General features: G+C 54.1%; 14 protein-coding genes. 9 read left to right on the forward strand and 5 right to left on the reverse strand.

Annotation, left to right across the window (positions count from 1 at the left end; translation table 11 throughout):
* Window positions 1-2: 2 nt before the first annotated feature.
* A complete protein-coding gene (locus CSTAT_RS00940) occupies window positions 3-575 on the reverse strand; it encodes a sugar O-acetyltransferase (protein WP_075722160.1) in 573 nt (190 codons plus the stop codon).
* 42 nt (window positions 576-617) lie between these two features.
* Between CSTAT_RS00940 and CSTAT_RS00945 the strand changes: the two genes are divergently transcribed.
* The 7 genes from CSTAT_RS00945 (at window position 618) to CSTAT_RS00975 (ending at window position 4,630) form a co-directional block, all read left to right on the forward strand.
* Complete coding sequence (locus CSTAT_RS00945) at window positions 618-1,298, forward strand: alpha-ketoglutarate-dependent dioxygenase AlkB family protein (RefSeq protein WP_075722161.1); 681 nt, start codon at window positions 618-620, stop codon at window positions 1,296-1,298.
* A gap of 105 nt (window positions 1,299-1,403) precedes the next feature.
* Window positions 1,404-2,123 carry an SDR family oxidoreductase gene (locus CSTAT_RS00950; protein WP_066792135.1) on the forward strand — a complete coding sequence of 240 codons (720 nt, stop codon included), beginning with the start codon at window positions 1,404-1,406 and terminating at the stop codon, window positions 2,121-2,123.
* Window positions 2,124-2,132: 9 nt separating this feature from the next.
* Window positions 2,133-2,789, forward strand: coding sequence for a LysE family translocator (locus CSTAT_RS00955; RefSeq protein WP_075722162.1), 657 nt, complete (start codon window positions 2,133-2,135; stop codon window positions 2,787-2,789).
* A gap of 17 nt (window positions 2,790-2,806) precedes the next feature.
* Window positions 2,807-3,136, forward strand: a complete 330-nt coding sequence (locus CSTAT_RS00960) for a YbjQ family protein (protein ID WP_066839242.1) — start codon at window positions 2,807-2,809, stop codon at window positions 3,134-3,136.
* A 2-nt stretch (window positions 3,137-3,138) separates the two neighbouring features.
* Window positions 3,139-3,450, forward strand: a complete 312-nt coding sequence (locus CSTAT_RS00965) for an MGMT family protein (RefSeq protein WP_066792138.1) — start codon at window positions 3,139-3,141, stop codon at window positions 3,448-3,450.
* Between the two features lie 55 nt (window positions 3,451-3,505).
* Entirely contained in the window at window positions 3,506-3,799 is a 294-nt protein-coding gene (locus CSTAT_RS00970; protein WP_066792139.1) for an RNA-binding S4 domain-containing protein, read from the forward strand.
* A gap of 3 nt (window positions 3,800-3,802) precedes the next feature.
* Window positions 3,803-4,630, forward strand: a complete 828-nt coding sequence (locus tag CSTAT_RS00975) for a VOC family protein (protein WP_066839247.1) — start codon at window positions 3,803-3,805, stop codon at window positions 4,628-4,630.
* Here CSTAT_RS00975 and CSTAT_RS00980 read toward each other — a convergent pair.
* The 3 genes from CSTAT_RS00980 to CSTAT_RS00990 are packed head-to-tail and all read right to left on the reverse strand — an operon-like array spanning window position 4,593 to window position 7,711.
* Window positions 4,593-5,471 (reverse strand): PrsW family intramembrane metalloprotease, encoded by an 879-nt coding sequence (locus CSTAT_RS00980; protein WP_075722163.1) that lies wholly within the window; start codon window positions 5,469-5,471, stop codon window positions 4,593-4,595. The two genes, CSTAT_RS00975 and CSTAT_RS00980, sit on opposite strands and share 38 nt — an antisense overlap.
* Complete coding sequence (locus CSTAT_RS00985) at window positions 5,468-6,094, reverse strand: hypothetical protein (RefSeq protein WP_075722164.1); 627 nt, start codon at window positions 6,092-6,094, stop codon at window positions 5,468-5,470. The genes CSTAT_RS00980 and CSTAT_RS00985 overlap by 4 nt, the downstream gene beginning before the upstream one ends.
* A 27-nt stretch (window positions 6,095-6,121) precedes the next feature.
* Window positions 6,122-7,711, reverse strand: coding sequence for a Na+/H+ antiporter NhaC family protein (locus tag CSTAT_RS00990; protein WP_075722165.1), 1,590 nt, complete (start codon window positions 7,709-7,711; stop codon window positions 6,122-6,124).
* Between the two features lie 148 nt (window positions 7,712-7,859).
* Here CSTAT_RS00990 and CSTAT_RS00995 point away from each other — a divergent pair, with 148 nt between their 5' ends.
* Together CSTAT_RS00995 and CSTAT_RS01000 are read left to right on the forward strand one after the other, a co-directional pair.
* The gene (locus tag CSTAT_RS00995; RefSeq protein ID WP_075723754.1) at window positions 7,860-9,803 is read left to right on the forward strand and encodes a M13 family metallopeptidase; all 1,944 of its coding nucleotides are present in this window, start codon (window positions 7,860-7,862) and stop codon (window positions 9,801-9,803) included.
* Between the two features lie 24 nt (window positions 9,804-9,827).
* Window positions 9,828-10,733 (forward strand): alpha/beta hydrolase, encoded by a 906-nt coding sequence (locus tag CSTAT_RS01000; protein WP_066792143.1) that lies wholly within the window; start codon window positions 9,828-9,830, stop codon window positions 10,731-10,733.
* Here CSTAT_RS01000 and CSTAT_RS13380 read toward each other — a convergent pair.
* Window positions 10,711-10,962, reverse strand: coding sequence for a hypothetical protein (locus CSTAT_RS13380; protein ID WP_156450135.1), 252 nt, complete (start codon window positions 10,960-10,962; stop codon window positions 10,711-10,713). The genes CSTAT_RS01000 and CSTAT_RS13380 overlap by 23 nt on opposite strands.
* Between the last annotated feature and the right edge of the window lie 88 nt (window positions 10,963-11,050).

Raw genomic sequence — 11,050 nt, forward strand, 5'->3', positions numbered from 1 at the left:
AGTTATTTATCGAGCGTACGCACAACCTTGCCGGGGGAGCCCAGCACCAAAGAATTATCAGGAATATCGCGGGTGACCAGCGTGCCGGCACCAATGACGCATTGCTTACCGATGCTAACCCCCGGAAACACAGTCACATTCGCCCCTAACCAGGTGTTATCCCCAATAGAAATCGGCTTTGCCTGCTCCCAGCCTTCGCGGCGCATCTGATGGTCTGCCACCGGATGCCCAACCGTAATAAGTGAGCAGTTGGGTCCAATCATGACATCATCGCCCAAGGTAATCGGTGCTTGCGCCAGAATGGTCGCATTAAAGTTAATGAAGACTCTTTCGCCACAGCGCAGGTTGGTGCCGAATTCAATATTAAGGGGTGCATGAATCATTGTGGAGCCCGAATCCGGGTGGATCAGCTTGGCGATGACCTCACGTGCCTTTTCCGGATCCGTATTTCCTAAATCATTGAGCTGCTTTGCGAGTTTGAAGCCTCGTACCTGCTCGGACGTAGTCTCCGGGGTACGAGGCATAAACCATTGGCCGGAGACCATGGCTTCCCACTGATTTTGCTGCTTAGTCATAGATTCATTGTGTCAAAAAGCTCGGCGATTAGGATAAGGGTCATGTTGTTTCATGGCATCGAGCGCAATCCGTCGAAGGTAAAGCCAGGCGTTGCGCACGTCCCCGGCTGGTTGGATACCTCGGTGCAGCGGGCCTTGGTGAGCCAGCTTCGCGATGAAGCCCGCATCATGGCCGGCACACCCATGGCTATGCACAAGCCGGTGTTGAAATCTGGCGGACAGATGAGCGTATTTATGCTGCACTTAGGTCATTTCTGGGACCATCAGACCTACCGTTACGTGGACCGCATAGCCGACACACGCGTTCGTCCAGTCCCGCACAACCTTCTGGATATAGCGCACCGTGGATTGCAGGCAGCTGCCGATGTCGCCGAAGAACTCTCACCCTGGGTAGATAGCTTTCGTCCCGATATGGCGCTGATTAACTTCTATCCGCCAGGTGCCACGATGGGAATGCACCAAGATGCTTATGAAACTACGCTCGCTCCGATTGTGTCTTTGTCCATCGGTGATGAAGCAGTCTTCCGCATCGGTAGTACTGAGCACCGCAATAAACCGTGGGATGACATCGCCCTGCTCTCAGGCGACCTCGTCGTCTTCGGCGGCCCCAACCGCCAAGCCTTCCACGGCATTCCCGAAACCCGCCCCGGTACCCTCGATGAATCCTGCGGTCTTACAGAAGGCCGCATCAACATCACCTTCCGGCAGGTTTATCCGAGGTAACTGGGAGCGGTACGGTAGACCCTAGGAGCCCCTTGCATTCCTAATTTGTGAATGAAATCCGTGCGAGGGCTGTGGCAGGAGTCTCATTGGCATATTGTGGGGTGCATGAGTATCCCAGAGAGTCAAAAAGTTGCTGTAGTGACCGGAGCATCGTCAGGCATTGGCGCTGCTAGTGCACGTTTGCTGGCTAACGATGACTGGCACGTTGTTGTGGCTGCGCGCCGCAAAGACAAGTTGGATGCATTGGCTGAAGAAATCGGCGGCACTGCCGTTGAATTGGATGTGACCAGCCAAGAATCAGTCGATGCGCTCGCGGCGCAGCTGCCACGCGTGGATCTGCTGGTTAACAACGCTGGTGGTGCCAAAGGACTGGAACCACTGACGGAAACCTCCATTGAGGACTGGACCTGGATGTATGAAACCAACGTCTTGGGCACGGTGCGGTTGATTCAGGCGCTGATTAAGAAGATCGAAGCAGCTCCTGATAACTCCGGGCTGATTATCAACATGGGTTCGATTGCCGGCTGGAGCGTTTACGAGGGCGGATCTGGATACAACGCTGCGAAGCACGGCGTGCGCGTTATTTCGCGTGCGCTGCGGTTAGAAAACCACAATATTCGCACTACAGAAATCATTCCGGGTCGCGTGGCAACGGACTTCTCGCTTGTGCGTTTCGAAGGAAACGAAGACCGCGCTCAGGCTGTCTACGATGGCCAGCTCAACTTGGTTGCTGATGACGTCGCGGAAGCCGTGCGTTGGGTGGCGTCGTTGCCGAATCACGTCAACATCGACAGGCTAGAACTGAAGCCACGCACCCAAAGCTAAAGTCATTGTGTGGCTTTTGCATCATTACTAACACTTACCGGAGTCTGGCTAGCAGTCTGTATCGCCCCAGGCCCTGACGTAGTTCAAGTGATGCGGGTGGCCTCGCGCTCCGTGCGCGCTGGGCTGTGGTGTACTGCCGGTATTACTGCCGGTATCGCGGTGTGGCTGACTGCATCGCTGGCGGGAATGTCCGCGCTGATTGCTGCGCACCCTGGGCTGCTGGGGTTGTTGCAGCTGTTCGGCGGACTATTTTTGGCGTGGATGGGGACCCAATCGGTACGCTCTGGCGTTCGGGCTCGCCGCGCGCCATCGCATATTGTGGCCACAGAAGACTCTCCAGCAGCACCTGTTGCTGACACAGAAATGCCCGCGCATGCATTTCGCCTGGGGTTATACACCAACTTGTCCAACCCCAAGGCTCTAGTGTTTTTCGGCGCGGTCTTCGCGCAGTTTATCCGGCCCGAAATGTCTATCGCCTGGACGTTTGCAGTTGGGATTTGGCTGTTGGCTTTATCAACGGCGTGGTTTGTAGTCGTGACGTTTATTGTGCGCGGCTTTTCCACTTGGCTAGCGAAGTACTCGCCGCTTATCGATGTCCTCGCTGGAGTAATCTTCATTATTTTGGGAGCGGTGATGGTTTACGAGGGCATTGTCCATCTGCTTTAGTGGGTAGTATTAGGCTCATGATTTTTACTACCACGAACAACGTTGAAGGCCGCGAAATTGACACCTATATCCGCATCATTGCGGGTGAAACGGTAGCCGGCATTAACTTCCTCAAAGACATTGGTGCCTCTTTCCGTTCCATTACCGGTGGCCGTTCCGCAGGTTATGAAGAAGAAGCAGTCCGTGCCCGTGAATCGGCACTGAATGAACTGTGGAACCGCGGTCAGGAAGTTGGCGCGGATGCCGTGGTAGGCATTGCTTTCGATTACTCGCCGATGGGCACTTCCAATGACATGTTGATGGTCACTGCCACGGGCACTGCGGTCAGGCTCAAGCCATTGCAGTAAGAATGTCGGAACCAGAGGATGTGGCACAGCGCGTGCTTGATATCGCCGCGCTGATTCCCCCAGGCAATGTTTCCACCTATGGGGAAGTCGGCAAAGCCGCAGGGGTAGGCCCACGTCAGGTGGGATCTATCATGCGGCAGTGGGGCTCCCGCGTGAGCTGGTGGCGAGTGATCAAAGCCGATGGTACTTCCCATGACTTTGACCGTGCCCAAGCCCATTGGGAAGCCGAAGGCATCCTATTGCGCGGAAAGGCAGTGCGCATGGATCTGTGCGGAATGGATCATCAGGATCTGGAAAACATCGCTAAGCAATAAGCACGTTTGAGCACCGAAAGTGTGGATCTGGCTGCCAACTGTAAACTAGGTGGCTATGAGCGACATCGAAGTACCGATCTCGGGTGAGTCCATTAAATTAGGTCAGTTCATTAAACTAGCCAGCCTTGTTTCCACAGGTGGGGAAGCCAAAGCTGCGATTGCTGAAGGAGCTGTCACCATCAATGGCGAGGTGGATACTCGCCGCGGTGCGAGTGTGCGCGCTGGCGATAGGGTCTGCATCGGCAACATTTGTGCGGTCGTAACTACGGCTGATGATGACGATGATGACTACTTCGATGAAGCTACCGCCGATGATGATTTTGATCCTGAAAAGTGGAGGAACCTCTAAACCATGCCCGCATTTATGTCAGAAGTAGGCATGCCCTACTGGATTGATCTCACCACCTCGAACCCAGAAAAGTCCGCGAAATTCTACCGCGAGGTTTTGGGCTGGGAAGTCACCGCGGAAACTGATGAATACCGCATCGGCCGCATGCAGGGTCTTCCCATCGGTGGTTTTATCCCGCAGCCAGCTGATTCCACCATGCCAGATACGTGGGTGACCTACTTCCGCGCCGGCAACTTAGAGAAGGAATGCCAACGCGCCGAAGAACTTGGCGGTCGCGTACTTTCGGGTCCACAACAGGTAGAGCTGGGGCAGATGGCATTGCTTAGCGATGTCACCGGTGCCCTATTCGGGCTGATTGAGCCAAAGAATAGCGAGCAATTCGTTGCCGCCGGCGAGCCAGGTCTGCCGGTGTGGCACGAGATGACGGCGACGAAAGACTTTGCGCAAGCACTGGATTTCTACGGTGAGCTGTTGAACTGGGAGATCCGGACCCAGTCCACCACCGGTTCGGAGAAGCCTGAAGATGCTGATTATGCAACCGCGGAAGAAGAAGGCGCACCTTTCGCAGGCCTGTGGAATGCTCAGGGCAAGTTCCCACCGCAGGTCGGAGGATTTTGGCAGACCTACTTGGGCGTACGGAATATGGAGCAGGCTATTAAGTCCGCTATTGAATGCGGCGGCGAAGTCATCCGCGAGCCATGGCTGTCGACCTTCGGGCTGATGGCCCTGGTTGCAGATGCCACCGGCGCTACTATCACTTTGACTGAGGTTGAGGACGCTCCGGAAGATGATGTCACTGAGTCTGATGACATTTTAGGTCTGGACGTGTAATTATCTCAGAGGTATAGCTATGTCCTACATCTTCGCGGTAGAGCTTAGTGCTGACGATGCATAGGCGCGCAAAGATGTAGTACATCGCGACCATGATGATGAGCACCTTAATGACCATTGGCGTTAGCGCAACGAGGTCATAATTCCACGCGAAGTGAATGGCAAAGGCCACTAGCCACCAGCCAATGACCATGCGAATGCGCCATAAGCGGGATTCATTCGCAGCAAAGAGCGCCCAGCCGATGCCCCAACCGGCAATAGCGGTGCACATGATGTGAATACCCGGTCCTGCGAGCACACGCAACCCCCATGATTGCCAAAAGCCTAGCCAATCAGAGTCTGGGTGTAGCTGTGCGCCACTTGCGCCGTAGAGAACATTTTCTACTGTCTCAAAACCCAAGCCGATGACCGCACCTACTAAAAGGCCATGCCAAGGGCGGGAAAGCTGCGTAAAAGCCAGGCAGATAATTACTACGCCCAGTGCTTTTACAATTTCTTCCGGATAAGCGCCGGCCCAAGACGCAGCGGAGGAGTGGCTGGATGTATACGCAAAAATTTCGATGAGCGGAGTGCCCATCGGAAGGCTGAGCAGGATCGAAACTCCTCCGCCCCACAATAGGGCAGCATGAACCCACAGCCGTGATTGCCCAGGTTTTTTCTTCGGCCAAAACGGCAGCCTAGAGAGTAAAAAGATCACGATGGCGAAATACACAGCGGTCAACATCAGGCTGATTACGCCGAGTCCTGGTGACATTAAAATCGCCGTTAAAAACATAAATCCAGCAACGCAGCCGCCCACCACCATGCTGATGATGGTCAGAATGTAGAAAAATTTACTCATGCAATATTCTCCATCGCTACTTCCTTCGGCGCCTGTGCATTCAGCAGCGGAATTTCTACCTGCGGTTGGGGTGTGAAGTCTTCTTCCATACCGACCGGGAGTGGGGCATCGGAAAAGCTTCCCCACACTTTTTCTGCCAGAGGAAGTAGTTGCTGCGGTTGTCCTTGCAACAAGATCTGGAATTCTTCCCGGGCATGGGCGGGATTCTGATTACGGATATTGATGGCAACCATGTTGAGACTCGGTAGAACCATCACGGCGTCATTTTCAATGTGAGTGATGGGTTCTCGTGGAAGTGCAGTAAGGCTGTGCGCACGCACTGCACGGCGCAAAGAATGGTCGGAGTCCTTAACGTCTTTGACCCAACTGACTTGGACATTAGTGTTTCCGCAGATATAGGAATCAAGTAACAACCCAGCTGGGTCCCACTCACATTCCACACCGTCAATCGGCTGCTCCCACTGCGTTTCAGAAGTGGTGATGACCAGCGGCTCGGTGTGCTTTGGATTAGTGGAAAATACAGACAACGCAACCAAGGGCGCTGCGATAGCTAGTGCGAAAGTCACGCACAACAGCGCGAAATATTTTCCCGCCCGTGCCGGCTGGAGTCGGTATGTTGCCATAGCTATCAGGCTACAAGATAGCTGGTTCTATGCTTCGGCCGCTACTTCCTCAACAGTTAATCGATTGCGCGATTTCAACATGACAACGATGATTCCTAACCCAATAATCATGCTCACAAAGCCAACGAGAGCAGAGGAAGTGATGGCGAAAAGTATATATCCGGTCAAAGCTGCCGCAGCGCCCACAAAGGCATAAGGCAACTGAGTATTGACGTGGGTAGCGACAGAACAGCCGGCACCGGTGGATGACAAAATGGTGGTGTCGGAAATAGGAGAGGAATGGTCACCCCACACGGAACCGGCAAGGACCGCGCCGAAGGCTGGGATGAGCAAAGTTCCATCGGGAGCAGCGGCATTCATGATTTCACCAGCCAGTGGCAGCAAGATGCCAAAGGAACCCCAAGAGGTGCCGGTGGCAAACGCCATGCCAGCGGCGATGAGGAATAAGACTGGAACTAACCAGATTGGGGTGACAGACAAGCCGGTGACGATGCTGGCGAAGTACGCACCCGTGCCTAGCTCGCTAATTAAGGATCCCAGCATCCAGGCCAGCAATAGTATGTAGATGGCCGGCAACATGGATTTCGCGCCCTCCAAGGAACCGCGGGTAATAACACCAGCGGTGAATTTTTCATCGTGACGTGTATACCGGATGCAATAAGTAAGGGCGATGAGCAGACCTGCAATGCCGCCGATATTTAACGCCATCGCAACATCCGCATTAGCCATGGCGTCTAGTGCCGACCATGAATCTGCGGCGCGGGCCCCGGTGAGGTACATTCCGGAGATAACTCCTACGACAAGGACAGCGAAAGGAACTGCCAGCGCTCGGATAGTGCCTCGGTCATGAGTTGGTAAGTTGTCGGTGATCTGTCCCGGCACGTCATCTTTGTCAGCTAGCACACCTTTGCCCGACGCCGCGCGTTGTTCTTCGCGGCGCATGGAACCGAAGTCAAGTTGCCACAACACAACAACCCAGAGCAAGATAATTGCTGCGATGGCATAGAAGTTCATGGCCGCCGAGCGCAAGAAGACTTCCATCTCACTCATCGTCAGCGCAGAGGCCGCGAGGATTGGAGCCATGATTCCAATGATCGAAGCCCCCCAGCTCGAAAGCGGAACGAGTACCACCGTCGGTGCAGAACTCGAGTCCACGAGATAGGCCAACTTTGCGCGTGAAACTTTGTGTTGATCGGAAATGGGGCGGGAAATTTGGCCCACAGCAAGGGCATTGAAGTAGTCATCGATGAAGATGACCATGCCCAAAATAACCGTGAGAATTTGAGAATCGCGGCGTTTTTTCACGCGCTTTCGAGCCCAATTGGAAAAGGCCTGGGTGCCGCCCGACATTAATACAATGGCGGTAATAGCACCCAGTTCCAAAAGGAAAGCGAGAATCAGAATGTTGTACCAGTTCGGTGCACCATCAGCCCAGAACAGCTCCAGAACGCTGGAAAAGAGTAATTTCAGGCTTTCTACTGGGTGAAAATTTGTGATCAGCAAGATACTTAAGATCACGCCGGAGGCCAGTGACGCTAAGACCTTGCGGGTAGCAATCACCATGATAATCGCTACTAGCGGCGGCAATATTGTCAAAATAGGAAATGATTCGACCATGCTGGGGCTCCGATCAATTAAAAAATTCTAAGCAAGCATAAACTATTTTCAGCTGTTTGTCTCATCTTGTGGACACCTACCTAAGCTCGCGAGTAGGAAAAATCTAAATAGCTGCCTTCGTGAAATGTTTTCGCATAATGTGGGCGGTATGACGCAACTTCATGATTTGTACCAATTTGTCAGTGGGCCTTGGCTGAAAACCCACGTTATTCCCGATGACCGTGGTGTAGACGGAACTTTCCATAAACTACGTGACGAGGCAGAAGAGCTCTCGCATAAGATTGTGGAAGAAGATACTGGCCGTGCCGGGACGCTTTATAACTCCTATATGGACACTGACGGCATTAACGCCGCGGGCATGGCGCCGCTTGATGCGGATCTGGACCGTTTAGCTGTCGCGGGAATTGATGAATTCGCGAAAGTGGTTGGTCAGCTTGAACGGCTAGGCGTGAGCTCACCTGTTACTTTCTGGGTCGAAAAGGATTCTGGCTCGGAAGATTGCGTTGCTTATATCATTCAGTCTGGCTTGGGTCTGCCGGATGAGGCATACTACCGCGAAGAAGCACACGCTGAAACGCTAGCGGCATACCGAGTGCACGTCGAAGAAATGCTGGAATTTTTAGACCCAGCGCGTCTATTCGGTCTTGGTGCCAAGGTTGCAGCAGAGCGCATCGTGAACTTAGAAAAGAAGATTGCCGCAGGCCACTGGGACGTGGTTGCTACCCGTGATGCGGTAAAGACATATAACCCCACTGAATTTCAAGATTTGCCGGAGATTGTGCGCACCGTTTTGACCGGCGGTGGGCTGCCTGCGCACCGCGTGGTTAATATGATGCCTTCTTACCAGGAGCATCTGGCGCAACTTCTAACCGAGACCCAGCTTGCGGATTGGCAGCTGTGGGCCACCTGGGCGATTTTGCGTGCGCGCGCGGGAGTTCTGCCGGAAGAAGTAGGCAGGAAGAACTTTGAGTTCTACGGCACCAAGCTCACCGGTGCGACGCAACAGCGTGACCGCTGGAAGCGCGCGCTGGGCTTGGCGGAGAGCTTGGTGGGTCACGAAATCGGCAAGATTTTCGTCGATAGGCACTTCCCGGCATCGTCCAAGGCAGAGATGGATGAGCTGGTGGAATACCTGGTTCGTGCTTATCGCGAGCGCATCTCGCAGCTGGAATGGATGACGCCGGAAACGCGCGAGCGTGCTTTGGAAAAGCTCGGCAAATTTAAGGCCAAGATTGGCTACCCAGATACCTGGCGCGATTATTCTGGCCTGGAATTCTCCGCCGCAGGTGCAGACTTGGTTGAAAACCTGCGCAACGGCAATGCCTGGGCGCATGATTTTGAGCTCAACAAGATTGGCAAGCCGACTGACCGTGATGAGTGGTTTAGCACCCCGCAGACGGTGAACGCTTTCTACAATCCAGTGGTTAATGACATTACTTTCCCCGCTGCAATTTTGCGCCCGCCGTTTTATAACCCCGAAGCGGATGCCGCAGAGAACTTCGGCGCCATCGGTGCGGTCATCGGCCACGAAATTGGCCACGGCTTCGATGACCAGGGATCTCAGTACGATGGCGACGGCAACTTAAACTCCTGGTGGTCAGATGAAGACCGCGCAGCATTTGAAAAGCTCACCTCCAAGTTGGTCGAGCAGTTCGATGGCGAGGTGCCTTCCGTACTTAAACAAGCAGGCATTGAATCTGGCGGCGTCAACGGTGAATTCACCTTGGGTGAAAACATTGGTGACTTAGGCGGATTGGGAATCTCCGTGGTTGCCTACCGCTTGTACTGCGAGGACAAGGGCCTTGATATCAACGGCCAAAAGGCGCCATTCGAGATTGAAGGCGGCTCCGAAGAACTCGAAAACGGTGAGTTCACCGGCTTGCAGCGTCTTTTCCTCGCGTGGGCACGCGTGTGGCGCACGGCGATTCGCCCGGAGATGGCCAAGCAGTACTTGGCGATGGATCCGCACTCGCCGGCAGAATTCCGCTGCAACTTGATTGCTGCGAATATCGCTGAGTTCTACGATGCTTTTGACGTAGCTGAAGATGGTCCGATGTTTATTGAGGAAAAAGACCGCGTGACCATTTGGTAGCGCGTACCTAGTAGCCTTGGGTGCATGACTGCAAACGCGAATGATGCTGATAATCACCCGTGGCACATCGGTGGCTATGACCATGTGATGAGCCAAGAAGACCAGCTTGAGCAGCTGTATTCGCACCTTGAGGCGCATTTCCCACTTCCGGATTTCACCCCGCCGTGGAAGGGCGGAAGTGGGGATCCCACCGCAGCTGATAATTACAGCGCTAAGTTGATGGATCGCATTACGCAATCGTCGATGATGCTGCTCGGCAGCGCGGTGGACCATGCCATGCCAGGTGTCGCCTTCACCGACGGTATTGATGTCAGCTATCCCGGTGAAGGACTGGCACAATTTACGCCCGCGGAAAAGACTTCCACAACGTGGATTGTGTCCTTCCACTCTGGCGGATGGTGGCGCGGCTCGGGGGCCGCGTTAGAGATTCAGTGGCAGCCAGAAGTTGCCGCCGTAGCTAACCTGGCCGGCGTTGTCGCTGTAGATGTCGATTATCCGCTCGCGCCGCAGCACACAGTTGCGGATATGGTCGCCGCTGGCCGCGCGGCGATTTCCTATGCGCGGGCCAATGGTGCAGAAAAGATCGTGCTCTGGGGTTATTCTTCCGGCGCAGCGCTGGCTACTTTGCTTGTCGGCGAATCCATCGACGCCCTCGTCTTGACCTATCCAGACTTTGCGGCTTTAGATGGGCTGCCTGAAGAAATCCGTGGTGATACGGTACTGCCTGATAGTCGCAGTTGGCCAAAGACTTACCTGCAGATTGCGACACATGACGAAGTGGTAGATGGCGCTCATGCTCGCGCGGTTGCACAAGGCGCAGGGGATTTAGGCATTGCCGAGTATGTCTCACGCCACCGCATTTCAACGCCGGAAGTGGCGCGCAAGCGCGTGCAGGATATCGCAGAATTTATCGCAAAGATACGTGCTTAGTAGCCGGGTATGATTCATCTGTTTCTACTGCTTTCACGGGCTGTAGAAACAGCGTATTAACAATCAAGGCACCGGCGATTAGCACAGCTATCCATCCGATAATTTTCCAGGACTTTGCATTGGGGTGGGGGATGGCCAACCCTTGTAATTCCTTGCTCTTATAAAAAGCGTAGACCGCCGTGATGCCAGCTAGCGGGAACATGTACGGGAAGCCGAAGATAGTAGCCAAAACGCAAAGGATAAGTAATGCGGCTGCGGTGCGTATTCCTGTAAATGGTCTTCCATGTTCAACAGCCTACAGTAGACCAATCAGTACA

The organism is Corynebacterium stationis (assembly GCF_001941345.1).
GTDB lineage: Bacteria > Actinomycetota > Actinomycetes > Mycobacteriales > Mycobacteriaceae > Corynebacterium > Corynebacterium stationis.

Excerpts from the sequence above, each read along its gene's own strand:
- CSTAT_RS00940 (WP_075722160.1), bottom strand. The coding sequence starts at position 575 with ATGACTAAGCAGCAAAATCAGTGGGAAGCCATGGTCTCCGGCCAATGG.
- CSTAT_RS00945 (WP_075722161.1), top strand. The coding sequence starts at position 618 with ATGTTGTTTCATGGCATCGAGCGCAATCCGTCGAAGGTAAAGCCAGGC.
- CSTAT_RS00950 (WP_066792135.1), top strand. The coding sequence starts at position 1,404 with ATGAGTATCCCAGAGAGTCAAAAAGTTGCTGTAGTGACCGGAGCATCG.
- CSTAT_RS00960 (WP_066839242.1), top strand. The coding sequence starts at position 2,807 with ATGATTTTTACTACCACGAACAACGTTGAAGGCCGCGAAATTGACACC.
- CSTAT_RS00965 (WP_066792138.1), top strand. The coding sequence starts at position 3,139 with ATGTCGGAACCAGAGGATGTGGCACAGCGCGTGCTTGATATCGCCGCG.
- CSTAT_RS00970 (WP_066792139.1), top strand. The coding sequence starts at position 3,506 with ATGAGCGACATCGAAGTACCGATCTCGGGTGAGTCCATTAAATTAGGT.
- CSTAT_RS00975 (WP_066839247.1), top strand. The coding sequence starts at position 3,803 with ATGCCCGCATTTATGTCAGAAGTAGGCATGCCCTACTGGATTGATCTC.
- CSTAT_RS00980 (WP_075722163.1), bottom strand. The coding sequence starts at position 5,471 with ATGAGTAAATTTTTCTACATTCTGACCATCATCAGCATGGTGGTGGGC.
- CSTAT_RS00985 (WP_075722164.1), bottom strand. The coding sequence starts at position 6,094 with ATGGCAACATACCGACTCCAGCCGGCACGGGCGGGAAAATATTTCGCG.
- CSTAT_RS00990 (WP_075722165.1), bottom strand. The coding sequence starts at position 7,711 with ATGGTCGAATCATTTCCTATTTTGACAATATTGCCGCCGCTAGTAGCG.
- CSTAT_RS00995 (WP_075723754.1), top strand. The coding sequence starts at position 7,860 with ATGACGCAACTTCATGATTTGTACCAATTTGTCAGTGGGCCTTGGCTG.
- CSTAT_RS01000 (WP_066792143.1), top strand. The coding sequence starts at position 9,828 with ATGACTGCAAACGCGAATGATGCTGATAATCACCCGTGGCACATCGGT.